Origin of the sequence: Fibrobacter sp. UWH5 (assembly GCF_900142505.1) — a bacterium.
In the GTDB taxonomy this organism is placed as follows: Bacteria; Fibrobacterota; Fibrobacteria; order Fibrobacterales; family Fibrobacteraceae; genus Fibrobacter.
In genome coordinates this window covers 84,160-109,695 of record NZ_FRBB01000002.1, presented here as the reverse complement: position 1 = coordinate 109,695, position 25,536 = coordinate 84,160, and the positions used below count along the sequence as shown (strand labels likewise).

The following is a 25,536-nucleotide window of genomic DNA, read 5'->3' as shown; positions in this document are numbered from 1 at the left end:
GGGAATTCCATGAACGCCATTGAAATCAAGAATCTTTCTTTCGCTTACGGCAAGACTCCGGTTCTCACAGATGTGAACCTGGAAATCGAGGAAAATGATTTCGTTGCCATTATTGGTCCTAACGGGGGCGGAAAGTCCACCTTGATGAAGTTGATTGTGGGTCTTTTAAAACCGTCAAAAGGTGAAGTCAAACTTTTTGGCGAGAAGGTCCCGACGAAAAAGCTATCTGTGGGCTATGTCCCGCAGAACACCAACCGCAACGTAGAATTCCCCATTACCGTGGGGGAGTGTGTCGCCCTTGGAAAAATCGGACTGAAGACGAATTCAGAAGAAGTCGTGGCCGCCCTGTCCAAGGTTCATCTGGATGGATTCCTCGATCGACGTCTTGGAGAGCTGAGTGGCGGTGAACGCCAGCGTGTGCTGATTGCCCGTTCCCTGGTTTGCAATCCCCGCATTCTCTTTCTTGACGAACCCAGCAATAACATCGATGCCGCAGGCCAGGAAAACCTTTACAACATGCTGGCCGAATTCAGCCAGAAGATGACCATCGTTGTGGTGACCCACGATTTGATGGCCCTGTCTCACAAGGTGAAGAGCATTGTCTGCGTCAACCGAAACGTCCATTATCACGAAGGTTCCGGCCTGACTCAGCAGATGATTTCCGATACCTACGGATGCGAAGTAGACTTGATTGCTCACGGAATTCCTCACCGTGTGCTGGGTTCCCACGACCACGCTCATGGTGGCTGCTGTACCCATACCCATTTCCAGTTGCAGGACCCGTCGCAAAAGACGAATGTCCCGTTTATCCGATAAGTTTCAAGCATTGAATATAAATTAAGAAGGATTTATATGAAGAATTTCAAAAAGTTTAATTTAGTCCCGATGATTGGAACCCTGGGCCTCGCCGGTCTATTTCTGGTTGCCTGTGGCGACGATAGCAGCAGCACAGGATCTTTTTCCATGGACGAATCTTTCGAAGTGATCCTTTCGAAAGTCAACTATGATTATAAATCCAAGGATTCCCTGTTTATCCTGAAAAAGCCGGAATGTAAGGAAAGCTCCCTGGGCTATCTGGTCTGGAATCAAGAAGCCGATAAGAGGGATACCCTTGAAGCTAGCCTGAAAAATACAACGCTCCGCCTTCGTGATTATGGGGATAAAGGCTGGTACGAGTATAGGTTTGAAGGGAGGGATTTCCCCAAGGGCCTGTTTTATGAAGGTAGCCTTGCCAACGAAAAATTCCGTTATGCCACCCGTATCGATGGCAAGCAGTTCAAGGAAGTCTACCAGTTTAATGGCAGTTGCTTCATGAAGAACTATTACAAGGTCCTGTTTGAAAATAACGAAGCCATGGCCGAAGCTGATAACGCCCTGACTAAATTCTACCAGAAATTCACTAAGGATGGCAACGCGAAGGAACGTCAGATTAGTGACGATGTAAAGGCTCCGACCTGCAATGAATTGAGTCTGTTTGATGGTGACGTGATTATCAAGGTGGATTATCTGAAGGAATCCTCTGGCCAGATTTCCCTGAAGTACAGCAAGTCTGACGACTGTCCCATTTCCTTTACGATCCGTTATGCCAATAATGAATCGGATTGCTCTGCCGCCTACGACGACTTCTCTAAGGAAAAGTACGAAGACGAAAAGTTTGATTTCTCTAAATATTCCATGTCGGTGGATTACAGCACCTACTGCATCGAAAGACTGGTTCTGGAATTCAAGAAGGAAACGGGAATTCTGACTAAGCAGGCTGCGGATGATGAATCCGTTTCTACCGATGCCATTGCCCGCGCTGCGGTCAACGTGATTTTGGATGGTTTGAAAAAGTAATCAGAACATCTAACCGAAATAAAAAACACCGCCGATTGCTCGACGGTGTTTCTTGGTTTTGATTTGGAAATTGGAAGTTCTTTTGATCGTTTTTGAAGAACGTCGAAAATATTAGCGAAGGTCGGCGACACAGCGGACGTACAAGCCCTTGCTGGCGCTTTCGTCGGTGCGGTTGATGCTGTGTGCTACACTGCGGAATTCCCAGGAACGACCGGTGTTCTTCTGCACAGAGGATTCAGACCAGTAGTGACCGGTGGAGGAACTTTCGCAGTAGCCGTCCCAGTTCTTGCAGCCGCCCTTGCCCAGGTTGTTCCAGTCCAGCTTGGACTGATCCTTCTGGTAATCACGCCATTCGCCGTCGTTGGGCAGGTGCCAGCCGGCGGGGCAAGCCATCTTGGCTTCGGTATGGCTGTAGAAACGGCCGTACTTCTTGCAGTTGGATTCTTCTTCCATGAGGCACTGACGGGGAGTAGAAAGGCTGAAGGCCAGATTGTTCTTCATCCATGCCTTGTCGCCACGGATTTCGACACTATACTTTTTTCCGTCACGCTTGTCGGTAAGAGTCTTGCCGTCTGCGGAAATATTCTTGCTTTGGAGAGCTGCCTGGAAGATTTCTTCTTCAGACATGGTAGCTTGAGGGGCTTCCATCTTCTTGGCCTTCTTGACCATGCCGACCTTGGCGGGTTTTGCAATCTTGCTCTTGACGGAGCCTGCGCCCATGGGGGCTGCAAATGCTGCGGTCGCGAACATTGCGGTGATAGCCAAAGTCGTGACAACACGACCAGTGAATTTGAAGAAAGAACCCTGCATAACAGCCTACCTTACAATCTTAAGAACGCACATTCGTGGGTGGACATTTGCCGCCCTGCGTCTACGGGATTGAAATATATACCAAGATGGACTAAACAGGTTGTTATAAAAAGTTTTCAAATTCTATAAGAGATGCCTACTGCTCCGGGAGCGACCCATAAGGAATAGGAATTGCTGCCCTTTTTATGCATCTCGAGAATGCCGTAACTGACGCCTGTGCCGATCAGCGCACCGACTAGAATGTCGGTAGGGTAATGCTTGCCTGCTGCTACCCGAAGAACGCTTTCGAATGCGGCCGCCGAAAAAGCCAATGCCCGAACAACCCTTGTGGCGCCTGGGTTCCCGTAGGTTTGGTCAAACCATTCCGTGGTAAAGACGGCAACCGTAAAGGCGGCTGAAGCGTGCCCCGAAAAGAAGGATCCGTAGGCTTCGGCCTTGGCGGTTTTTGCCTTTACAGCCCCTTCACCTTCGGTAGCGAAAGTGTATGGCCGCGGCCACAGTTCCAGGGATCTGAAAGCCAGGTTTATTCCATGTTGGAATAATACGGATTGGATGAACATAACTGAAAAAGTGAGGAATTCCTCTCTGCTGGAGTGGCCTGAATACCAGGCGGAACCCCCTATGGCGAATGGCGCAACGGCTAGCAGACTTCCAACGTCACTCATAAGGTCTGCGGTACTGCTGTACCTGCCGGCGAATTTGCGATCCCAGGGTAAAAGATCTTCCCTATTGACCTTGTCTTGCTCGTTGGGAATTTCCATCTGGTTATATAGATAGGTACCCCCGCCTGTGACCAGGAGTGCCGTTACAGATAGTGAAATGTCGATGGAGGGGGATAGAGTGTATTCTGTCTTGGCTGCGGAATGGCCGAAAAAAATCAGGAGCAGGCTCAGGATCAGTCGGTTTAGCCTTTTTCTGGGGTGATTTTTTACGGGGGACGGAATCATACGGGCCTAAGCTAAAAAAATATAGGATGCCATAATGGTGTAATGGGACTTTTTAGGGGTTGTTTTTGACAATGCCACTTGATTTTCTCAAAAAAACAAGTATCTTATACACGTTAATGGATTGAACGTCCGATCGTCAAAACTTTTCTCGAAGGAGTTACTATGGCAAAGCTCATTAAGTTGGCTGCAATCGCCGCTGCTTGCATCATTTCCGCATTTGGTGTTTACTGTCTGATCAAGAATACTGCGACCGACGAAAACACTGTCGACTAATTTTTTTTAACATTTTTATCTAAAATGTGTTCCCGGCGATCTAGCTGGGATTTTTTTATGGGTTTGCTTCTTACTAAATTGTAAGCCATGAATTTCCTACAGAAGAAGCCCGTATTTTTCCTGGCAGCATCTGCTGTCTTCTTTGCAATTCTATTGATCGTTTTCCGCGATTTTGCGTTTGACTCGACGCAGCTGATGCTGAATAGCGACCAGCTGAACGGTATCGGTAGCCGCATTCTGCGTACCTTCGATGTCATCGTGACTGAATGGGACGATTCCCGCCTGGGCGGTGTGCCCACGATCGACGCTCTTTTTGCCGACGTCTACCATCCGCTGGTCTGGTTCCAGTTCCTGATGGATCCGGCCAGGGCTGTGGGCTTCAAGTTCATCCTCACTTTGCTGGTGGCTTTTATGAGCGCCTTTGGCCTGGGCTGGCACCTGACCGAAAATAAGTGGTGGGGTGTTCTGCTGGGCGGCCTCTATGCCTTCTCTCCGGAATTCTTCACTTACCTCTACGGCGGTCATGACGGTAAGATGATGGTGTTTGCCATTGCCCCGCTGGCCTTGCTTGCAATTCGTAAGGTAGTCCGTTGCGGAAGCTTGCCCTATATGGTTGTGCTGGCCTTGTCTGTGGCCTGGATGATTCTTGGTTCTCACCTGCAGTTGACTTACCTGTTCCTGTGGGGCGCAGGCCTTTATACTCTTTACGAAGTGGCTTTCCATTGTGATGCCCTGAAAACTCGCGGTAAGCGTCTGGGTCTTGCCGCTATCGGTTTGGCTTTTGGTCTTGCCATTTCCTGCTTCCAGATTGTTCCCCCTTATCTCTATACCACCACCCAGTCTGTCCGTGGCGATGAAGGCCATACCAATTACGGTCACGCTGTAAGCTGGTCCTTGCATCAGGAAGAAATGGCCCAGATTCTGTTGCCGGGTTTTGTTGGTGTTGACGTTTACGAACAGAACGAAAAGACTGGCGATATTGAAGGCAGTTCCTTCATTGGTTTTACCATGGACGAGTACCGCAAACTGGCTGGAGGCTCTCCGTTCTATTGGGGTCATAACGCATTTAAGCTGGACCATAATAATGCCGGTGCCTTGCTGACCTTCCTTGGATTCCTCTGCCTGTTCCTGCCGGGTAAGCGCCGCTATGCCGCTTTCTGGGGTATGGGTGCCGTTGTGGCCCTGAGCTACGGTATGGGCGACCATTCTCCGCTGTTCAAGTTGTGGTATAGCGTTCTGCCGGGTGTAAAGAACTTCCGTGCTCCGGGTATGGCACTGTTCTGGTTGCCTCTCTTGCTGGTGATGATGGCTGGCCCTGTTCTTAAGGCCTTGACTGCTGGTTCTGCTGCCGAAACTCCCGAAGACCAGGCTGCCGCTGCAGACGATCGCCGCGCCCTGCTTCACGGTACGGCCATGTATGTGATCCTGTTGGTGCTGGCTGTGGTTGCCCGTTTTGCCTGGACCACCTTCATTGGCCCTGTAGGCCTTGTGGTGATGATCCTCTTTGCGCTGGCATGCCTCGGTGTCATGAGCCTGGATGATCAGAAGAAGTCCTTTAGCATTGCCAATTTTGTGGACTCCTTTAAGGCTGGCCTGCCGGGAACCCATCGCGGTGTGCAGGCTTGTGTCCTCTTCGGTTTCGCTTTCCTGGGTGTGATGCTCATGAGCGGCCAGAAACTGTTGAACGATCCTATTACCGCTCCGTATTTTAAGCCGCTGAACGAAATCGTCATGAATGCCACCGCCGGCAAGGTAATCCCTGGTTTCGTGCTGGTCCTTGTGGTGATTGGCGTTGCCCTGTTTGTGGCCCGCTGGAAGGCTAGTGTTGGCGCCAAGGCTGGTGTGCTGGCTCTGGCTGCCGCTCTGGACCTGTTCATGATCAATGCCGCCTTTATCCAGAACGTTCCCGCTTCTGAATACCTGCAGCCCAACAATGGTGTTATCGCTGCAGTAAAGGCTCCCTTCAAGGCTGATTCCCTGAATACGCCTCGCGTTCTTTCTCTTTCCCGTAACAAGGCTCTCAGCGGAAATGTGTTCCCCCAGTACCACATGCGTAATGCCGATGGTATTCACGATAACGAACTGGCTAGCTACCGTGCATTCCGCGGCGGTCAGCAGGACGCTAACTATCTGATGAACGTTAACGACCCTCAGGCTGCTCACCCCTTCCTGGATTTGATGAATGTGGGCGCCATTATTTTCGACAGCCGTCAGGGTACAACTTACATGCCTATTCCTACGGCCATGGGCGAAGCCTACATCTTTGGCGAAGCTGTGGTGATGGATGATGCGGCAGCCATTAAGACTTTGCAGGAACAGGCTGCAATCAGACAGCCGGAAGTTTCCGTGTCTCCTGTTGCAGAAACAGCTCCCATGGAAGGCTCTGTTACGGATAGCGCTGCCGTGGATTCCGCTCTTGCTGCCGAGCCCCGTCAGGAAACTGCCGCTCCCAAGTATGCCGATGTATCTGGTAAGTTCTTCTATCGCGAAAAGGTGATTCTTTCCGAAGCTCCTGCTAATGACTATAAGGGTAGCGTCGCCGCTAGCGGCCCCATCCAGGGTTCTGCAAAGGTTGTGGCTTCTCCCAAGATGGATACCCAGGTGTTCTCCGTAGAAGCTGACCGCCCCGGCTTCATGGTGGTGGCTGGTAACTACCATCCGTACTGGAAGGCTTACGTGAACGGTGCTGAAGCCAAGGTCTACAAGGCATTCGGAACCCTCCGCGCTGTAGAAATTCCTGCAGGCAAGTCTGAAGTCCGCATGGAATATCGAAGCACTCCTTTCCACGCCGCTGTAAAGGTTAGCCTTGCTGCCCTGATTCTGCTGGTGGCTGTTGGCGTATTTGCCGCCATCAAGAAGCGTTAATGGTAACGGGCCTATGGAACTGCAAACTCGGGTAGAAATTCCTCCGTCGACGGTACGGATTGATTACTCCAGGAAGCTTGCTTTCATAGGCTCTTGTTTTGCCCAGAACATTTCTGAAAAATTCACCCGTCTGAAATTCAGGACTCTGGTGAATCCCTTCGGGATCATCTACAATCCCCTTTCCATCGAATATATGGTGGAGCGCATTGTCAACGGCGAAACCTATTCGGCCCGGGATGTGCAGGAAGGGAATGTTTTCCTGGATGGTGAAAATTGGAACTGCTGGGACTTTCATGGTTCCTTTTCTGCGAAGGATGAAAATTCCTGTATCGAGGGGTTGAATGCTGCTGTTCTTGGTGCCCGCGAGTACCTGAAGTCTGCAGACGTGGTGTTTATAACTTTAGGCACCGCCTTTGTGTATTTCTTGAAGCAGACCGGGAACGTGGTTTCCAATTGCCATCGCCGAAACGCAGATCTGTTTGACCGTCAGTTGATTTCTGTAGAACGGGCTGCTGACGCGCTTAATTCTGTTGTCTGTAATTTGAGACGGTTGAATCCCGACGTGAAGGAGGTGTTTACCGTATCCCCCTTGAGGCACCTGAAGGATGGCGCTCACGGGAACAATCTTTCGAAGTCCTCCTTGCTGCTGGCCGTGGATCAGGTGGTGAAGGCGAATCCGCAGGTTGAATATTTCCCCAGTTACGAGATTGTGCTGGATGAATTGCGGGACTACCGCTTTTACGATTCCGACATGATCCACCTTTCCGAGGTGGCGGAAGATTACATCTTTGAACGCCTGCAGGAAACGTATTTTGACGAGGCTGTTCGGGAAAATGTCAAGCGGGTTGAAAAGTTTTTGAAGTCCGCCAATCACAGAATCGTCGATGCGGCTTCTTCCATGAACAAGGCGTTTGCATTGAAACATCTGGACATTGCCCAGGATCTTGAAAAACGGATTCCCGGGCTGGACCTAAGTGCCGAAAAGACGTACTTCCTTTCGCTATAAAAAAAGACGGACGCTTATGCGTTCGCCTATTTCTTTTTTAAGTCTGCATTGTTAATTTGCGGACCCCACAAATATTAAAGTCCTAGGGCTGGGCGCCTCGTCCGGGGGGCGTCTTTACAAAGTAGATGACGCAGGGCACAATGAGGCTGATCAGGCACAGGATGGCCATCAAATTGTTGAACCAGTCTGCCTTATGGAGTGTGGCCGGGACCAAGGTCTCGTTGACCAGTACCAGGAGTGCCGCAAAGGCGATTCCCGGGATTAAGTAAGAAAGTAACTTGCTCATAAGTGTTCTCCTATTTTTCCACGTTCATAAAACTAACATGATTTTGGCTGGGGTAATGTAAATTTTGGGAAAATTTTAGGGGTGGGTAAACGCAGGAGGGATTGTCTAACTGGGAAAATGTAAAATGCCTGTAAAATCACGTAACTTGTTGACTGTCAATGAGTTAAGATGTTTTGAAAATGTTATTTTTGACAGTATGAATATGAAATTTTCTGCATTTGCACTTGCTTGCCTAGTCGGATTTTCCTTTGCCGCTGATCCCCGAATGGAACAGGGCGCCCGCTTTGAAGCCCAGGGAAACTTCGAGATGGCTCTGGGTGAATACCGTTCTATTTTGGCTGAACAGCCCAAGAACGCCGAAGCCTATTTTGCCGCAGCAGAAGTCCGTGTTAAGATGAAGGACTATAGCGGTGCTTTGGCTAACTATCGACTGGCCTACAAGTTTGATCCCGCCATGAGTGCCGCCTATGAAGGTGCCGCCAAGGTTTATGAATCGTTGGGTCAGAAGGCTAAGGCCGAAGCCGAACGCGCCAAGGATCCCAAGAATAATCCCGCTCCTGCAGAAGAGGTTGCCGCTCCTGTTGAACCCGCTCCTGCCGCTGAACCGGTCAAGGTTGCCGAACCGGCACCTGTCGCTGTTGAAGCTCCCAAGGCAGAACCGGTGGCCGAAGCTAAGCCCGAACCGAAGGTTGAACCTAAGCCTGAAACCAAGGTGGAACCCAAGGCTGAACCGGTCAAGGTTGCCGCTGAACCTGCCAAGGAAGAAACTGCTCAGGCACTTCCTTCCGATCCTTTTGAAAAGGGTAAGGCTCTGTATGCCGAAGGTAATTATGCCGATGCCGCCAAGGCTTGGCGCGAAGTGCTGAAGAAGACTCCTGGCCACGCCGGTGCTTATTTCTACGCTGGCTTGACCCGCTTCCAGCTGGGCGAATACGAAAAGGCCGAATTCAACTTGAAGAAGGGTCTGGAATATAAGGAAGAAGGCAATGATGCCAATTACTTCCTGGCTTGTGTCTATCAGAAGATGAACAAGTCTGACCTAGAAGTGAAGTTCCTGGCTAACTACATGAAGAAGGCTGCTCCTAACGGCAAGTACCGCAAGGCTGCCGAGGAACGTCTGGCTGAAATCAAGGCTGCAAAGGCTGAAGCTTCCAAGACCGAAGAAAAGATTGCAACTGCCGAAGCAGTAAAGCAGGATGTGAAGGCCGAAAGGATGGACAAGTCTGAAAAGGCTGTCGAGGCTTCTGCCCCTAAGGCTGCTGAAGAAACGGAAGAGTCCGATGTGGCTGCCGCACCTTCTGCTGTTCCGACCATTGCCAATGCCAACTTGCTCTTTGGCGCCGGCAGCTATGAAATGGCACTGCAGATGTACAAGGCTTTGCTGGAAACGGAACAGAATCCTGAAGAACGCTACTTTACTATGCTCCAGCTTGGCAATGTCTACCGCGAACTCAGAGATTTCCACAGCGCTGTCACCCGCTACCGTGAAGTAGTCCAGCAGTTCCCGGATTCCGATTGGGCTACCGAAGCCGAACGTGCCTTGGAAGATGCCGTGTGGCTGGAAAAGCACGCCAAGGAATTGCCCCGCCGCGTTCGTTAAGTTTGTTGTTTAGACCATAGAAAAGTCCCCGCTTTGCGGGGGCTTTTTCGTTTGTGAAAATCTTTTCGCTTTGAATGTAGACGGTTTGACATTATATTTGGGGTGTGCCTGCGGGATTGGTGTTTTGGGTGTCGCAGGCGAGGATGGGTATGAAGTATTCTGGAGTGAACTTGAAGGCGCTGGCTTGCGTTGCCTGTGCTATGACTGTTGTAGCGGTGGCTGACCCCCCTGCAAATTTTAGCGGTTGGGAACTGGTCTTCGAAGACAACTTTGACGGCAACACTCTTGACACCAGCAAGTGGAATCCCACGTACAACTGGGGACACACTCACAATCACCGGGCCTATTGTGACGAGGCGAACGTTATCGTCAAGGATGGCAAGCTGATGCTTAAGGCCGAGGCGAAAAAACATCCCAAGGCTCCCGCATCCGCAAAGTTTGATGGCAAGGAGATTCCCGTAGACTATACTTCGGCGGCCATTGATACCCGCGGCCATTTCGAGGTGAAGTACGGCTACATCGAAGGCCGCTTCAAGGCACCCAAGCACAAGGGAACCTGGCCTGCCTTCTGGACTTTGCAGGACGGCTGGCCTCCCGAAATCGATATCCTTGAAATTCCTGCATCCCGAAAGCAGCATCATTACTATTTGCATTATACAAACCCTAGCTGGTACAATGACCATGGTTCCGCCTGGGATCACGAGGCTTCTTTTGGCGGACACAAGGATGATAACGTAGACCGTTCCGCAGACTTCCACACCTATGCGGTGGAATGGGATGAGTCAAACTTGAACTTCTACTTTGATGACAAGAAGTTTGCCAGTTATAACCGCCCCACAGAAATCAAGCAGTTGTCGGCTCAGTACATTATTGTGAACCTGGCTGTGGGCGGATGGGCCGGAAACGACATCGAGGTGACCGCGAATAATCCGGCCTACTTTGAGGCGGACTGGGTTCGTGTGTGGAAGGCTAAGCCGGCAAAGCCTGATACGGTGATTTTCTACAATGAAGCCTTCAAGACTTGCATGCAGCCTAGCGACGAAAAGAAGTTGGTTCTAGGGGACTGCGCCGATGAAAAGTCTGTGGCCATTATCAAGCCGCTGGGTTCTGCCAATACCTTCCGTGTGGACTTTGGTGACATGACTTTGGAAATGCCTAACGAAACTACGGATCCTGGCGTTACTGCCGGTGTGTACGCCTGGAACGGCAAGAATCACCAGAAGGTTGTCTTTGAAAATCAGTACAGCAATCAGTACCGTCTGAAGATGCTCCATAGCAATCATTACCTGCGTTCAACCTCTGACGGTGCCCGCGTGGTGCAAGACTGGAACGATAGCTGGGAATGGAATCAGAAATGGCGCATCATGAAGCCTAGCGAATATGTGGCTCCCGGTGCCGACACAACGGCCAAGGATACAGTAACGCAGGATACCACGAAACAGGACTCCACGTTGTCTATTGGCGTTAGAAATCTTCGGGTAGCAGGTCGCGAAATTGGCAACGCGTATGGAAGCCGGATTTTCCGCAAGAACGGAATGCTTTACGTGGAATTTGGAAACGGAGCCGGGGAATCGAAAATTTTCGATTTGAGAGGCCGCAAACAGTAATAAAAAAAGTCCAAGGTTTTTAACCTTGGACTTCTTGTTTTTATATGATTTTTTAAATCACCTGGACCAGCAGACCTTTAAGGTATTGTCCTTCGGGGAAGGCTGTATTTACCGGATGGTCCATGGGCTGGCCGAAACGTTCGATAATTTGTACGCGACGGTGGGCATCGGCTGCGGCATCGGCGATAATCTTCTGGAACAGGTCCATTTCCATAAGGCCGGAACAACTGAAGGTTGCCAGCATACCGCCTTCGGCCAGAAGCTTCATGGCCAACAGGTTGATGTCCTTGTACCCGCGGCAACCCTTTTGCAAGTTGTCCTTGGATTCCACGAACTTGGGCGGGTCCAGCACGATAAAGTCAAAGGTCTCGGCGCGGTCACGGCACTTACGCAGATACTGGAATACGTCTGCTTCTACGTGGGTAGCGTGGGCGGTAGAAAGCTTGTTGCGCATGATGCCTTCCTTGGCCAGAGCCAGAGCGTCCTTGGAAACGTCTACCTGATAAACCTTTTCGCAGCCACCGCGAAGGGCGTAAAGGCCGAAGCCTCCTGTATAACAGAAGCAGTTCAGCACCTTTTTTCCCTTGGCCAGTTCGCCAACACGACGGCGGGCGTCACGCTGATCCAGATAGTATCCGGTCTTGTGGCCGTTCTTCACGTCGATGGGGAAGAGAATTCCGTTTTCGTTAATGACTACAGGTTCATCGGGAACTTCGCCGTAGACCACGCCAGTGCGGAGGGGAAGACCTTCCTTCTTGCGGACGTCGGAATCGCAGCGTTCATAGATGCCGCGGCAGCCAGTCTTTTCGGCCAACAGCTCGTAAATAATCTTGCGGTTCACTTCGGCGCCGGCTGCCAGAATTTCTACGGAGTAGATGTCGGCGTACTTGTCGATAATGCAACCGGGAATGCCGTCGTTTTCGGCGTTAATCAGACGGAATGCCACGTCCTTGTCGGCGATGTCGAAGCCGCGGCTCTTGCGTGCGGCAATGGCTCGATCCAGAATGTCGCTGAAGAAGTCTCGGTCGATGTTCTGCTTTTCGCCAAAGGTCCAGAAACGACCACGAATCTGGGACTTGGGGGAATAGGCGGCAAGGCCCAAAAAATCGCTATGGTAGCTGTAGACTTCTACGACGTCGCCCAACTGGGGATCGCCTGTCACTTCGTCGATAGCTCCGCTAAAAATCCAGGGATGGTAACGGAGGGCTGACTTTTCGCGTCCGGCTTTCAAGGTAATTGCTTTCATGCTTTAAAATATAGAAATTGAATAAAATGTATCTTTGTCGCGAAAATTTGGAAGTTGTTAAATGGATAGGAAAAACATTGTGGGGCTGATGGTCCTGACTGGGTTCTTGCATGCTATTTGTGGTTGCTCCGATAGTGGAACGTCTGCGACAGGACCGACGGCCTTTTTTTACGATGGTGAATTTAGTGGCGTGTCTACCCGTGATATGGAAAGCCTGTGCAGCAGGCTTCAGAAAGAAGTAGATGCTCTTGGAGAGGATTCTGTTTTCTGTGGAGAACACTCTGCTGACTATATTGTCTATATTCCCAGGAGGGAAGCCGCATCTCTTGACGAAGTCCTACTGAAAAAGACTGAAGGATGTGCTGAAGCTTTGGATGAATGGCGCAGACGCTATAAAAAATGATTTTTATTTCAATATAAGACTGACCTATGTTTGAATCCCTGTTTCAAAAATACCCTTTCTTTCGTAAGATTCCTGCAATCCTTTGCATGGCGATTATCTTTAAACTTTCGTCAATGACCTCGGCGGAACTGGAGGGGCTCCCTCATGTTTGGGACAAGTTGGCTCACACTTGTGAATATGCCACCTTGGCAGGGTGCTTTTGTATGTGGTGGACTCGTGGCCAATGGACGGCTAAATCCTGGTTTCGTGTTGTTATAGTAATGTTGCTGGCTCTTGCCTACGGTTGCACCGATGAATACCATCAGCGTTTTGTAGAAGGCCGTAGCTGCGATGCCATGGATCTGATTGCAGATACGCTTGGAGGTCTTATTGGCGGTTCCGTCTACGTTCTGATTGTGAAAATCCTGAACCGTTATGATCCGCTGCCCCAAACGGAATCCGATGAATCTCCGGATTCCGAAGAATCACTTTAGGGTCTTCAGTACAGAATCCACTCGGGCTGTAATCTTGTAGGTGGCTTCGCTGCAGAGGTGGTCGTTGTCGTAGGCCAGGCTGTTGGAATAGTCATGATCGCCCATCTTGTTTTCGTCAAGCAGGACGAAGTTCGGATATTCCTTGGTCAGATTCTTGATTTGACTGATGACTTCCTTGGCAGTGCTTCTTTTCATGCCGTGTCTTCCGAAAGCGCCTGTCTTCTTGTACTTTGGATTCTGCGGGAAGATGACTCCCACGACCTTGATTTTCTTGCTGGCGGCAGTTTTGAGAATAGACTTCAAGGCTTTCATCGAATTTTCCAGAAGCTCCGGATTCTTGTCGAAAATCGTGGAGTCCGCTTCGACTTCAGCGGTTTCGCCCCAGGATTGACAGGGGATTCCTAAAAGACGTCCCTTGTCTGTTGTGTACTTGTGAGCGTCTTCTACGCCGAGGCCGTTTTCGGTGGCGTCTAACAGACCTGCGGGAATGCCTTTAGCCCAATAGTCATGATTGGCATCGTACGCATAACCGGGGTAATTGGGAGCGTTGACGGCGAAGAAATTATCGCTGCCCTTTCCGTCTGTTTTCCACCAGAAGTCAATGTCGATAGAAAGTACGATATACTTTAGCTTCTTGGCATTCTTGTAGATGTACTTATTGAGGTAATCCTTGGTGGCGTAAATAGAATTGGGGGCGTGGGCTAGGTTTACGGCGAAGAAATCGTCTTTCAGCAGATATGGGCTTAAGGAATATAAGGTACGTGATGATCCCATGAGGGCCACTTCCATGGAGTCGATGTACCTCCAGAGCAGTTCCATTTTGTAACGCATGATGACTGAGGACCAGACGTCGTTTGCTACTAGGTAGGTTCCTGCGCTATCTTGGTCAATTGTAGTATCTGGGACTGGTCTTGCAGCAAACCACATGCTGGGATGCCAAAGTTCATCTCCTTCTACAAGTTCAGTTGTACTGCTGTCCTTGATATTGACCAGGGCGATTTTTTCGTGTACTTCGTTTGCGTTCGTGAGGGAGGCAATTACAAAATTCTTGGAAACCCATTCGGTGTGATCAAAGGTTTTCTTGCTGGGGGCTCCGACGCTCTTTATCAGTTTGCCGGTGCTGTCGGCGATGAACATTCTTTCATGAGTATGGTAGGACTTCCCAACGAATTTTTTGCCGGTGGTCGAGGCGAAGTCCAGGAAAAGGGTTCTTCGGGTGCTGTCTTTAGAAAGGCTGACGTTGCAAGCCTGTTCCTTGTTGTACCAGATTGAATCCTTGGAAGAGTTGGTTAGTCTAGTTCTTCCGTAGGCGAATTTCGTTCTTAAAAGCTGGGCCCCTGTGACGGCGATTTTTCGGTCTACGCTAACGCCTCCGTGGTAGGCTCCGTCTATGATTTTCCTGGGTGTGCCGAAAGTCTCGTCTCTAAAGGAAACTTGCCAAGTGGAATTAGACTTGAATTGTGCCTCGTCCTTGTTGCTTTGTTGGCTGGTAACGTAAACGATAATCGTATCGCCGTTAGAGGATACTTGCCAGCGGGGGATTGCAGCGGCTTCTACGTCTAATTTGTGGATGGTACGGTTGTTGGAATTCAGCTCTCTTACGTAAATCGAAGACTTTCCGGGAACGCCTTCGGGCTTGGTACAGTAGGCGACGTATTTCCCATCGGGGGAAATATCCGGATGATAGGCAGAAACGGTATCGTAAAATTCCACAATCTTGGTCTTGGTCAAGGAGTAGTCGATATAGACCAGTCTTTCTGTAATGTCGTTGCGGAATACGAGTTTTGTTTTGTAGGTTCCCGTTAGCTTTTTAATTGCGTCTGGGCTTAAGATCATGTTGATGTTGCTTTCGGTCATGAGACCGCTGCCGTTTAGCCAGGAAGGCGAAGGAATCTTTCCGAAGGCGAGGCGGAAACCGACGTAGTCGGCTTTTGTCGAAGAGGTGACTGTGTAGACATCACCGCGGCTGAACAAGCTGATTGCGCTTTTGGGATTGCGAAAACTGCCACCCTTTACGATGCGTTCTCCAAGGGAATTGCCTTCGTAAGGCCCGACGTAGTTGTCCATGATCGTGTCTTGCGGGTAATCGAGCCAGTCGTTTACCCATTCCATGACATTGCCTGCCATGTCGCAGAAATCCTTGCTGCCAGAGGCTTTCTTGCAGACCTTGTGAGTCTTGTAGTCGGAATTGTCGGCGTTCCAGGATTTGTTTAAATCCCAGCTGGTGTTTGCTGCAAAAATCCATTCGGCTTCGGTGGGGAGGCGGTAAGCGTTTGCGCCGGTGTTCAATGCCAAATTTATAATGCTTGTGCAGTGTCCATCGCTATCGAAGGTCTTGGTGGTGTAGGTGTAAGCCGTATCCCGTTTTTCCTTTTTGCTTAGGGCGTTGGCATAGACGATGGCGTCGAAATAGGTGACGTTCACGATGGGGAGAGAATCATTTTCGCATTTCTGGACAGGGGACTTCGATCCCAGTTCTTCCTTCATGACTTTTCGGAATTCGCCGCAGGTGACTTCATGCCTTCCCATAGAAAAGTCGTAAGAGAAAGTGGTCTTCATTTTGGGGCGTTCATTGGCCTTTGCGGAATTGTCGTCTGTTCCTACAAATCCGTCTGACCCTGATGCCCGAACTAAAATAAAACCGTCAATGTCTGAATCCTCTACGAATGTGGATTCAGATGAGGTGGTGTCTGTGCAGCTACAGATAAAAATCAGTGCCAGAAGAAAAAGAGACCGCAACATTGTTACCCCCCAAGTAAAATGATTTCTCTCTTCAGTTGAATTCCGAATTTTTCGAAAACTTTTTGTTGAACGTACTCGCTAAGAGCCTTGATGTCTGAAGCGGTGGCGTTGTCTGCGTTGACAATGAAGTTGGCGTGAACCGTGCTGACTTCTGCTCCGCCAATGCGGTGGCCCTTGAGTCCTGCCTGCTCGATGTAATAGCCTGGAGCGATTTGCTGAGGCATGTCTTCGGCACCAACGTCAAGGCGTTTGAATGTGGAACCTGCGTTGGGCATATTTAAGGGCTGGCTTGCCTTGCGCTTGGCCATGCACTCCTGCATTTCGGTTTCCAGAGTGTAGCTATCTTTGCCGGACATCTCTGCAGGTTCTAACTGGAATGTTGCGGACAAGATAATTTCAGCTTGACCTTTGGCACGGTCGTCGGAGGAAACCTGAAAACCGCTGTGCCTATAGCCAAAGTCGCACTGGGCTGCGGTTCGTGTATGTACGGTCCCATTGGCGTCAAGGCTTTCTACTTCTACGCAAGTCTGGCAGATTTCCTGACCGTATGCGCCTGCGTTCATGTAGATGGCTCCACCTAACGTTCCTGGAATACCGGCTAGCTTGTGTATCCCGCTGTAACCCATCTTAATGGATTTGCGCGCAAATGCGCCGAGGGATACGCCTGCTCCAACCTTGAACTTGCCATTTCCAAGATCCTGAACTTCAGAAAATGATTTCCCCAGGGTGATGATTCCGCCGCCAAAACCCTTGTCGGAAACCAACAAGTTTGTTCCGTTACCAAGAACGAAAAAGGGGAGGTTCTGGTCTGCCAGTCGTTTCCGCACATCGAGGATTTCGTCTACGGATTCCACCTTGAAAAAATAGCGGGCCTCTCCTCCGACTTTGAAGGAGGTGTGCCTACTCATGGGTTCATTTTCTAAGATAACCATTTCTCAAATATAGTTATCGGTTATGAATTGCATGAAATTTGATTTTTTTGAATGTGATTTTGTTATACTTATAGACGTTTAAATTTTGATAATCTAAATGACCAACGAAGAACTGAAACAATTCAAGGCCTCCATTTCTATCACTGCCGTGGCCCAGAGCCTTGGGGTGAATGTGGTGCGGGGTAAATGCCGCTGTTTTTGTCCACAGCGCCATGTCCATGGAGATAGAACTCCTTCTGTTTCAGTTTCTGAGGAACGGGGGTATTTCCGCTGCTGGGTTTGCGATGATATTCGCGGCGATGTGATTTCGCTTGTGCAAATTGTACGGGATTGTTCTTTTACCGAGGCCCTGGCTTGGCTTATGGAACAGTATCCGTTCCTGGTGCCTGGCAATGCGCAAAAGCCTGTTTCCCGTTCCGATGGCCCCGGCTTGCGAACCATAATCAATGGACGTCAGGTAAGCGTGCCTGCGGCACCTCCTGCTGAACCGGATCTCAAGGAACTTGTTCCCGAAGAAGATCGCAAGCGTATTGTCCTTTCTTTTTTGAAACGTCTCAGTCCTGTAGACAATACTCCCGCTGCCCGTTGGTTGGCCAAGCGTCGAATCTATAAGCCGGTGTGGGACCGTATGCTCCTTCGAACCATTACGGATTACGAAGCGGTAAACAACAGCCTGAAAGCGGATTTTGGTGTCGAGGTTTTGAAGTATGTGGGGCTGTTTAACGACAAGGGCAACCTGCGTTACTACAAGCATCCCCTGATTTTCCCCTATCTGGATAAGGAGCGCAGGGCATTCTATTTCCAGTCTCGCGCGATTGACAGTTCCGTGGTTCCCAAGGAAATGAACTTGAGGTCTACGGTTCCCTTCCCCTATAATTTTTCGGCGCTGGATGAAAAGCCCGGCTGGGTCTACCTTTGTGAAGGTTGTGTGGACACGCTGACTTTTTTGGGGCAGAAGATAAACGCTGTAGGTATTCCGGGAGTAAGATCCTTTAAGGTGGAATGGCTAAGCTACTTTAAGAACAAGAATGTGGTTCTCTGTCTTGATCATGACGAAGCTGGGAGAAGCGGTATGGAATATATCGGTAACCTGTTTACTCAGGCTGGTATTCGAAGTGTGATTCTTGGTGAAGGCATGGAGGGTTTGCCGACGGCCATGAAAGAGGGCGAGGACATTAATGACTGGTTTGGAGGAAAGAAGTGATGAAGAAGTTTTTTGGAAAGATTAGAGATTTTTTCAAGTGGCTATCGGGTACACTGGTCATCCGGATCTTGGCCTTCATTATCAAGTGGATTTATAGGCTGATCAACTTTATCCTCCGACAGGCCCTGTTGATCTGCATTATTTATTCTACCGCGTTTACGGTGGCGGCTAGCTACTTGATTTATCGTGTCTTCATCTACGGCTATGACATTTATGAAAGTGTTGAGGAACTGAAGGTTACTCAACCCGAGAATTCCAAGTACATGGAAGCCTTGAGGGATTCCAATCCAAATGTTCAAATCAGACATACCTATGTACCGCTGGATTCTATAAGCACCCATCTGCGTAAGGCGGTTATTGCCAGCGAAGATGCCGGCTTTTATTTCCATCCCGGTTTTGACATTCGCGCCATTGCGGAAGCCCTGGATGCAAACCAGATGGCCGGGAAGACTAAGTTTGGCGGTTCTACCATTACACAGCAGCTGGCCAAGAACCTGTTCCTTAGCGGTGAGCGTTCTTTTGATCGTAAGTTCAAGGAATTGGCCTATGCCTTGTTGATGGAACATGAACTGGGTAAGGACCGAATCCTGGAACTTTACCTGAACTACGCCCAGTGGGGCAAGGATATCTTTGGTTGTCAGGAGGCTTGTCTTTCCTATTACAAGAAGAGCTGCTCCAAGATCAGTCTAGACCAGGCCATCAATCTGGCCGCCATGCTTGCGGCACCGGCAAAGCATCACCCCAATATGAGGGAGAGCCAGTTCATGGCTAAGCGCCGTGCTGTTATCTATCAGAATATGTTCCCCAAGAAGGATAGCGTTCTTGTGGATTCCCTGAGGCAGTTGATGGCTCCTCCTGCGCAGCCGTTGACTCCTGTGGCTCAACCACAGCCTGCAACCGAAAAGAAGGTTAAGGCGAAGGCTTTCAAAAATCATTAAAAGTGCTATATTTTCAACGTCTAAATTTTTTTTCTTAAAAGGACAATAAAATGGCTAAGAAAGATTCCAAGAAGAAGGTCGTCCTCGCCTATAGCGGTGGTCTCGATACCTCTATCATCATCCCCTGGCTCAAGGAAAACTATGACTGCGAAGTGATCGCTTTCGCTGCTGACCTCGGTCAGAACGATTTCCCGGATGCTAAGGCTCTGGAACAGAAGGCTCTCGCAACTGGCGCTTCCAAGTGCTACGTCCTGGACCTCAAGAAGGAATTCCTCGAAGACTACGTATGGCCCACCGTCCGTGCTGGTGCCAAGTACGAAAACACCTACCTCCTGGGTACTTCTTTCGCTCGCCCCCTCATCGCCAAGTATCAGGTGAAGATCGCTCAGAAGGAAGGCGCATACGCTGTTTCCCATGGTGCAACCGGTAAGGGTAACGACCAGGTCCGTTTCGAACTGACCTACGCCGCTCTCGATCCGACCCTCGAAATCATCGCTCCGTGGAAGGACTCCAAGTGGAACATCCACAGCCGTGAAGACGCTATTGACTACGCTGCCGCCCGCAAGATTCCTCTGAACGGCATCAGCAAGAAGAAGATCTACTCCGAAGACGGCAACCTGTGGCACCTCTCTCACGAAGGTGGCATCCTGGAAGAACCGGACAAGGAACACAAGTACGATATGCTCAAGCATACCGCTACCTACGAAAAGGCTCCCAACAAGCCGGCTCACGTGACCATCGGCTTCGACAAGGGTACTCCGGTTTCCGTCAACGGCAAGAAGATGGACGCAGTTGAACTCCTCGAAACTCTGAACAAGATCGGTGGCGAAAACGCTTGCGGTCTCCTGGACATCGTTGAAAACCGCCTCGTCGGCCTCAAGAGCCGCGGCGTTTACGAAACTCCGGGTGGCACCCTCCTGTACAAGGCACACGAATGCCTGCAGCAGCTGGTTCTCGACAAGGAAACCTTGTTCGAAGCTCAGAAGATGTCTATGACCTATGCAAACCTGGTTTACAATGGTCAGTGGTTCACTCCGCTCCGCCAGTGCATGGACGCCTTCTATGACGAAGTCAACAAGGTTGTTACCGGTGAAGTTACCCTCAAGCTTTACAAGGGCAACATCATTCCGGCTGGCATGAAGAGCCCCTACAGCCTGTACGACATGAACCTCGGTGGCTTCTCTGATGTCGAAATGTACGACCAGAAGGACGCTACTGGCTTCATCCGTTGCTTCGGCCTCCCGCTGAAGACTCGCGCTCTCCTCCTCAAGAACAAGACCAACGTCAAGTTCGGTAAGGAAGTGAAGCTCCCGAATAAGTAGTAGCAAAGGGAACCCCATGGTTCCCTCTAGACTCCTTCCTAGAATCTTTCTAGAAAAAATCCCTCGGTGAATAGCCGAGGGATTTTTTGTTTTGGAGAGGAACTGAAAATTTTTATTTTTGGTCCTATGGAATTTTTTGACTATTACGAGAAGTTGTTTGGGAATCGCTGGCCGGCTTTGCTGGAGTCCTTGAAGGGCGAGGGCAGGGCTATGGAACTTAGGTTTGGCGATGGCCTTGAGCCGTACTACCTAGACGAGGCTTCTGTCTATGCGGCACGTGCGCTTAACGTGCGGCCTGGTGATGACGTGCTGGATATGTGTGCCGCTCCGGGTGGCAAGACTCTCGTGATTGCATCTATGCTGAAGGGGGAGGGGTCTTTACAAAGTAACGACCGCTCTCCGGATCGTAGACTTCGCTTGCAGCGCGTGGTGGAGCAGACTTTGCCCGAGGCCTGGCGTTCCATTATCAAGATTTCTGGTTATGATGGAATGAAGTTTGGCCTGCACAAGAAGGAGTCCTACGACAAGATTCTGCTGGATGCGCCTTGTTCTTCTGACAGGCATGTGCTGAACTCTCCGGAACATTTGAAAGTTTGGTCGGCGAAGCGTGTTAAGCGTTTGTCTGTAGAACAGGGGGCTCTGTTGGCTTCTGCGGTAGATGCCCTGCGACCGGGCGGAACGATTGTGTACGGCACTTGTGCCCTTTCTCCCATGGAAAACGATGACGTGGTCAAGAAGATCCTCAAGAAGCGTCCTTCTATGCAGCCTGCAGAAATTGAAGAGGTTTTGCCAGGCGCGGACCGTACGGAGTTCGGTGTGCATATTTTGCCCGACACATCAGACGGAAGAGGCCCGATTTACTGCGCTAAATTGGTCAAGTCTCTTTAAAGTTTGCTTTTTTTATCTAGAATATTCCCTTTTTCTTACAATTATGGGTTTTTGGCTTTTGCCAAAGGCCCTTTTTTATTTATTTTTCTTTACATGTTGAAACGTATTTTAACTTCTTTGGTTGTTTGGGCTGCGGCTACAATGGCCTTTGCCCAGGATGAAATGTCCTCTCAGGATGTGTGGCAGGAATCCCCCAGTGTGGAGGCTTCCGATGCCATGGCTGGTTTGGAGGCGGTTGCCTCTCAGTCTCAAGGTCAAACGTCTACAGATGAAGCCGGTACGACCGCAGAAACTCCTGCCGAGGCTCCTGCGTCTGCCGAATCTGCCGCTCCTGCTCCTGCGGCTGTTCCCGCTGCGGTTGTTGCACCTGCCGCTCCGGTTGCTCCCGTAAAGAAGACTCGCGAAGTCCCGGTCCGCTACTGGGTCAATGGTGACTCTACAGAACTGGACGCCATCTTCGTGAAGATCGAAAAGGATACGGTCTACCTGAAGAAGCCCAACGAAAAACAGCAGAAGCGCATCGAAAAATTGGATGATGCCGCCGCCGTAGCCCTCCAGGAAAGCAATGGCCAGGAGGTGGAAGAAATCGAAGAAGATGAAGAAGTCGTCATTCCCAAGAAGGAAAACGAAATCATCATGACCGACGCGGTGAAGGACTCCATGTCTGCCCAGGCCGAAGAGAAACCTGCAGAAGAGGTTCCCGCCGACGATGGTGTAGGTGACGACCTTGAAACCGCACTTGCCAAGGAAGATCAGCGCCAGAAAATGGAAGAAATCGCCAAGGTGGAAGAAGAAATCCGCCAGCGCGAAATCCAGGACAGTATCGAAGCCGAAGCCAAGAATCCCTTTATCAAGATTTACCGCTATGAACTGAAGCGCCTCTACAACCTGGAAGATGAGGTCATGATCGACCTGTCCCTTTCTGATTACGTGGTGCCCGAAATTGTTATCGAAGAAGAAAAGATTGAACTTTATCCTCCCGGAAAGGCCAACCTCCTTGTGGTGTCTGAACCGGAAGCCTGCTCCCTGTTCGTAAATGGAATCCCCCTGAAGCAGGTGGCTCCCGATACCATCAAGAATATCAAGCCGGGCAAGTACACCATCTCTGTCATGAAGGTCCTGAAGGACGTGGAATGGTGGGGCTCTACCGTGGTGCGCATCAATGCGGATAGCCTGAACAAGGTGAGCATTCCTGTGCTTCGCCCCACGACCCGCCTGACCTTGAACACGGATCCGGAAGCGGTGGAAGTGTACATCAACGAACAGCCCACCGAGTACGTGATGCCTCATTACGTGACCGACGTGGTGGTCAACGAGATTAAGCCCCAACCCTCCGCAACGGTTTACCTGAGAAAGGTGGGCTACCGCGATACTTCCGTGACCATCGAAGTGAAGGCCTTTATGCCTAACTTGGTCAACGTGGAAATGACTCCGGTGCTGGATGTGGAATTCATCGAAAGCCAGAAGAACTACGACAAGGCTCGCAGCAACCATCGCATTGGCCGTGGCCTTCTGTGGGGCTCCATCGCTCCCATTATTGCCGGTGGTGTTTTGTGGTACCTGGCCGAACGTGACTGGAGCGACGCTGCTGCCAAGAAGAAGGCTTACACCAAGCTCTCTGCATTTGATAGTGACGATACCCGCCAGATGGTCAAGGACAACCATAGTCTGAATCGTTCTGGTGACGTCAAGGGCGGTATTGCTGCCGGTCTTGGTGCTATCGGTATTGGTTTGTTGACAGCCGGTATTATTCTCGCGTTCTAGGTTCGTGTGAAGACTCTAAAGTTGATTTTCTTTTTGTGCATGGCCTGGGTTGTCCCAGGCTTTTGCCATCCCCACGTTTTTGTGGATGCGACAGTCAAGGTTCTTTTTGACAAGGATGGATTTACCTCGGTCAGGAACCGCTGGGTGTACGATGAACTTTATAGTACCGCCATGATGTCGTCTGGCGATGTTGATGGCGATGGTGTAATTTCTCCCAAGGAAAATGAGTGGTTCAAGAGTATTATCCTGGATCCTCTTGAAGGGAATAACTACTACAACTACGTTCAGCGCGGTTCTGATTTCTTGAAGGCTAAGCAGGTCAAGAACTTCAAGGCTTCTTTGCAGAATCGCCGACTGGTCCTTGACTTTGACGTGTATTTTGGTTGCCCTGCCACCAATGATTACTCCATGCTTGTAGTTGTTGTTGCCGACGTTACCAATTACATCTTGATGACCACAGATATGGAAAGTGCCGACGTTGAGGCTCCTGATTCCATAGACGTGGAGTTTTTTAACGACGGCGTTAGCGACTTGACCTTGTTCAAGGCTTTTCATTCGGGTATAGAAGGCTTATACCTGAGATATAAGAAAAAGTAGCGAAAGACTGTTGCGGGGTGAATGTGCAGAATCTCCTGAAAGTTTTAATGGTGCTAGTGCTCTCCTTGGCTATTGGGGCGTCCGCCGCTGTCAAGAAGAAACGCTTTGATGTTAGTGAAGATGGTTCTTCTAAACCTGTTGCGACGCAGGTAGATACTTCAACAGTCCCTGACAGTGCGGTCAATACAACTTCAGAGGAACCTCTGAAATCTGCGCCCACTCAGGGGGCCTCTTTTCATGCCGCTTTGGCTCAGGTGCAGAAGGATCTGCGCGAAAAAGTAACGGCGAAAATTGTGACCATGAAATCTGGGGACTGGTCTTGTATCTGGAAGTTCCTTCTGCTGTGCTTTGTCTATGGCATGCTCCATGCCTTGGGCCCGGGCCATGGCAAGTCTATTGTCATCGGTTTCTTCTTGGCTCGTCGCGGACGTTGGCGTCAGGGAGTTGCTCTGGGTGCGGGTATTACTTTTACTCATACGCTGAGCGCTGTTGTACTACTCTTTATTTTGTATGCAATTTTCAAGGCCACGGTATTCCCTGTTTTCGAAAATGGTCGCGGTGGTATCGAAATGGCTAGCTATGCATTGCTCATGATTACGGGCTTGCTGCTTGCTGTGCTTGGCGTTGTGGATTTTGTCAAGGGCCGTCGCCGTAAATGTGAAGGCCAGGAAAATGTGTTGCCGCCTGTCGCCCGCTGGAAAGAAATTATCGGCATTGCTGCAGTAACGGGAATTGTGCCTTGCCCGGCTGTGGCCCTGATTGTTCTATTCTGCCTGCTGAATTCCATGGTGGGGCTTGCCTTGCTTGGTGCGGTTCTCGTTTGCATCGGCATGACTTGTACCAATGTTCTTTTTGGTATTGGGGCAGTAGCCTTTAGAAAGGGAATCGACAAAACTTCAAGGGCATCTCGCTTTGCCTCTAGCATTTACTGCTTTACTTCGATGGTAGGCGGGGCGGTAATTTTTGTTTCGGGCTTGTTGCTTTTTTCCAATTTCTTTGCTGGTAGGGTTTAGGGGTTTGACCTGATTTTCGCAAATTTTTAACTTTGCGATAATATGAGATTTTGTTTTTTGTTATGTTTGGCTCTTTTTGTAGCCATTGCTTCCGCCGAAGAAAAGAAAGGTGGAATCCTAGAAGGCTTGTATCCTGTAGAAAAAGGTGAAGCCATTGCTGCAGGAAATTTTTATGGCGGTACATCCCTTTCATTGATCCAGGCCAATACCGATGATGATGTGCTGAACATTATGATCGGCGATGTATACGAGGCTTATGGCTACACTTTTACGGTTGAAGCGTTCGGTGGCTACTTCGTCAAGGACGCTATGGCCATCGGTATGCGTGCCGGTTATTCCAGAACCTGGTTTGATATTGACTTCGCCCTGCTAGAAGATGTTTTGGATCTGTCTGAACATCGGAAGTATGTGAGCAACGGATTCTTTATCCAGCCGCTATTGAAAAACTACCTGAAGATTCTTGATTCCAGAAACGTCTACTTCTTCAATGAAACCTCCATTTCGGTTGAATATTCCTACGGCATATCCCAGACCGATGATGGGGAAGACATGAAGAAATCCCGCAACCGTTCCTGGTCTATTGCGGCAGGTATCAATCCCGGTATTTGCATCATGGTGCTGAACCGATTCGCCTTTGAAACTTCTGTGGGCTTGCTGGGCCTGAATTCCAGCGTTATTGAAGTTGAAGAAAATGGCGAAACTAAAAGTCAGCTTGTGTACAATGTAGTGAACTTTACCATTAACCTATTGGCCCTGGACTTCTCTCTGGTCATGTTCTTCTAGG

The 25,536-nt window shown here is 49.9% G+C and carries 22 protein-coding genes; 16 read left to right on the top strand and 6 right to left on the bottom strand.

The window, feature by feature from the left end:
• The first annotated feature begins 9 nt into the window (after positions 1 to 9).
• Positions 10 to 816, top strand: coding sequence for a metal ABC transporter ATP-binding protein (locus tag BUB38_RS03320; RefSeq protein ID WP_073157017.1), 807 nt, complete (start codon positions 10 to 12; stop codon positions 814 to 816).
• Positions 817 to 852: 36 nt separating this feature from the next.
• Entirely contained in the window at positions 853 to 1,836 is a 984-nt protein-coding gene (locus tag BUB38_RS03315) for a hypothetical protein (protein ID WP_073157015.1), read from the top strand.
• 111 nt (positions 1,837 to 1,947) lie between these two features.
• On the opposite strand, the gene BUB38_RS03310 is transcribed toward BUB38_RS03315, so the two are convergent.
• Together BUB38_RS03310 and BUB38_RS03305 are read right to left on the bottom strand one after the other, a co-directional pair.
• A complete protein-coding gene (locus BUB38_RS03310; protein WP_073157012.1) occupies positions 1,948 to 2,646 on the bottom strand; it encodes an FISUMP domain-containing protein in 699 nt (232 codons plus the stop codon).
• Between the two features lie 116 nt (positions 2,647 to 2,762).
• Positions 2,763 to 3,593, bottom strand: a complete 831-nt coding sequence (locus tag BUB38_RS03305) for a phosphatase PAP2 family protein (RefSeq protein ID WP_073157009.1) — start codon at positions 3,591 to 3,593, stop codon at positions 2,763 to 2,765.
• A gap of 360 nt (positions 3,594 to 3,953) precedes the next feature.
• On the opposite strand from BUB38_RS03305, the gene BUB38_RS03300 reads away from it, so the two are divergent.
• A complete protein-coding gene (locus BUB38_RS03300; RefSeq protein ID WP_254794866.1) occupies positions 3,954 to 6,731 on the top strand; it encodes a glycosyltransferase family protein in 2,778 nt (925 codons plus the stop codon).
• Positions 6,732 to 6,744: 13 nt separating this feature from the next.
• On the top strand, positions 6,745 to 7,737 hold the full coding sequence (locus BUB38_RS03295; protein WP_073157007.1) for a GSCFA domain-containing protein: 993 nt from the start codon (positions 6,745 to 6,747) through the stop codon (positions 7,735 to 7,737).
• Between the two features lie 82 nt (positions 7,738 to 7,819).
• On the opposite strand, the gene BUB38_RS03290 is transcribed toward BUB38_RS03295, so the two are convergent.
• A complete protein-coding gene (locus BUB38_RS03290; RefSeq protein WP_073157004.1) occupies positions 7,820 to 8,023 on the bottom strand; it encodes a hypothetical protein in 204 nt (67 codons plus the stop codon).
• A gap of 202 nt (positions 8,024 to 8,225) precedes the next feature.
• Between BUB38_RS03290 and BUB38_RS03285 the strand changes: the two genes are divergently transcribed.
• Together BUB38_RS03285 and BUB38_RS03280 are read left to right on the top strand one after the other, a co-directional pair.
• Complete coding sequence (locus BUB38_RS03285; RefSeq protein WP_254794865.1) at positions 8,226 to 9,623, top strand: tetratricopeptide repeat protein; 1,398 nt, start codon at positions 8,226 to 8,228, stop codon at positions 9,621 to 9,623.
• Positions 9,624 to 9,772: 149 nt separating this feature from the next.
• A complete protein-coding gene (locus BUB38_RS03280; RefSeq protein WP_083541881.1) occupies positions 9,773 to 11,230 on the top strand; it encodes a family 16 glycosylhydrolase in 1,458 nt (485 codons plus the stop codon).
• A gap of 52 nt (positions 11,231 to 11,282) precedes the next feature.
• On the opposite strand, the gene BUB38_RS03275 is transcribed toward BUB38_RS03280, so the two are convergent.
• Positions 11,283 to 12,476, bottom strand: coding sequence for a class I SAM-dependent rRNA methyltransferase (locus BUB38_RS03275; RefSeq protein WP_073156995.1), 1,194 nt, complete (start codon positions 12,474 to 12,476; stop codon positions 11,283 to 11,285).
• A gap of 61 nt (positions 12,477 to 12,537) precedes the next feature.
• On the opposite strand from BUB38_RS03275, the gene BUB38_RS03270 reads away from it, so the two are divergent.
• Both BUB38_RS03270 and BUB38_RS03265 read left to right on the top strand, forming a co-directional pair.
• The gene (locus tag BUB38_RS03270; protein WP_073156992.1) at positions 12,538 to 12,879 is read left to right on the top strand and encodes a hypothetical protein; all 342 of its coding nucleotides are present in this window, start codon (positions 12,538 to 12,540) and stop codon (positions 12,877 to 12,879) included.
• 26 nt (positions 12,880 to 12,905) lie between these two features.
• Positions 12,906 to 13,352, top strand: coding sequence for a VanZ family protein (locus BUB38_RS03265; protein ID WP_073156989.1), 447 nt, complete (start codon positions 12,906 to 12,908; stop codon positions 13,350 to 13,352).
• On the opposite strand, the gene BUB38_RS03260 is transcribed toward BUB38_RS03265, so the two are convergent.
• Positions 13,344 to 16,094: a TIGR02171 family lipoprotein gene (locus BUB38_RS03260; protein ID WP_073156986.1), complete on the bottom strand. Its 2,751-nt coding sequence runs from the start codon at positions 16,092 to 16,094 to the stop codon at positions 13,344 to 13,346. The genes BUB38_RS03265 and BUB38_RS03260 overlap by 9 nt on opposite strands.
• Before the next feature lie 2 nt (positions 16,095 to 16,096).
• Positions 16,097 to 17,026: a UDP-N-acetylmuramate dehydrogenase gene (gene murB / locus BUB38_RS03255; RefSeq protein ID WP_073156983.1), complete on the bottom strand. Its 930-nt coding sequence runs from the start codon at positions 17,024 to 17,026 to the stop codon at positions 16,097 to 16,099.
• A 97-nt stretch (positions 17,027 to 17,123) separates the two neighbouring features.
• Here murB and BUB38_RS03250 point away from each other — a divergent pair, with 97 nt between their 5' ends.
• The 8 genes from BUB38_RS03250 to BUB38_RS03215 all read left to right on the top strand — a co-directional run bounded on the left by BUB38_RS03250 (position 17,124) and on the right by BUB38_RS03215 (position 25,535).
• Positions 17,124 to 18,230: a CHC2 zinc finger domain-containing protein gene (locus tag BUB38_RS03250; protein WP_073156979.1), complete on the top strand. Its 1,107-nt coding sequence runs from the start codon at positions 17,124 to 17,126 to the stop codon at positions 18,228 to 18,230.
• Entirely contained in the window at positions 18,230 to 19,168 is a 939-nt protein-coding gene (mtgA, locus tag BUB38_RS03245; protein ID WP_073156976.1) for a monofunctional biosynthetic peptidoglycan transglycosylase, read from the top strand. Before BUB38_RS03250 ends, mtgA begins: the two co-directional genes overlap by 1 nt.
• Before the next feature lie 50 nt (positions 19,169 to 19,218).
• Positions 19,219 to 20,490, top strand: a complete 1,272-nt coding sequence (locus tag BUB38_RS03240) for an argininosuccinate synthase (RefSeq protein WP_073156974.1) — start codon at positions 19,219 to 19,221, stop codon at positions 20,488 to 20,490.
• 126 nt (positions 20,491 to 20,616) lie between these two features.
• Positions 20,617 to 21,378, top strand: a complete 762-nt coding sequence (locus BUB38_RS03235) for an RsmB/NOP family class I SAM-dependent RNA methyltransferase (RefSeq protein WP_073156971.1) — start codon at positions 20,617 to 20,619, stop codon at positions 21,376 to 21,378.
• A gap of 141 nt (positions 21,379 to 21,519) precedes the next feature.
• On the top strand, positions 21,520 to 23,142 hold the full coding sequence (locus BUB38_RS16230) for a hypothetical protein (protein ID WP_175547631.1): 1,623 nt from the start codon (positions 21,520 to 21,522) through the stop codon (positions 23,140 to 23,142).
• A 6-nt stretch (positions 23,143 to 23,148) separates the two neighbouring features.
• Complete coding sequence (locus tag BUB38_RS03225; RefSeq protein ID WP_139258196.1) at positions 23,149 to 23,739, top strand: DUF1007 family protein; 591 nt, start codon at positions 23,149 to 23,151, stop codon at positions 23,737 to 23,739.
• A gap of 23 nt (positions 23,740 to 23,762) precedes the next feature.
• Positions 23,763 to 24,752, top strand: a complete 990-nt coding sequence (locus BUB38_RS03220; RefSeq protein WP_217650857.1) for a nickel/cobalt transporter — start codon at positions 23,763 to 23,765, stop codon at positions 24,750 to 24,752.
• 66 nt (positions 24,753 to 24,818) lie between these two features.
• Complete coding sequence (locus BUB38_RS03215; protein WP_073156960.1) at positions 24,819 to 25,535, top strand: hypothetical protein; 717 nt, start codon at positions 24,819 to 24,821, stop codon at positions 25,533 to 25,535.
• The last annotated feature ends 1 nt before the right edge of the window (position 25,536 follow it).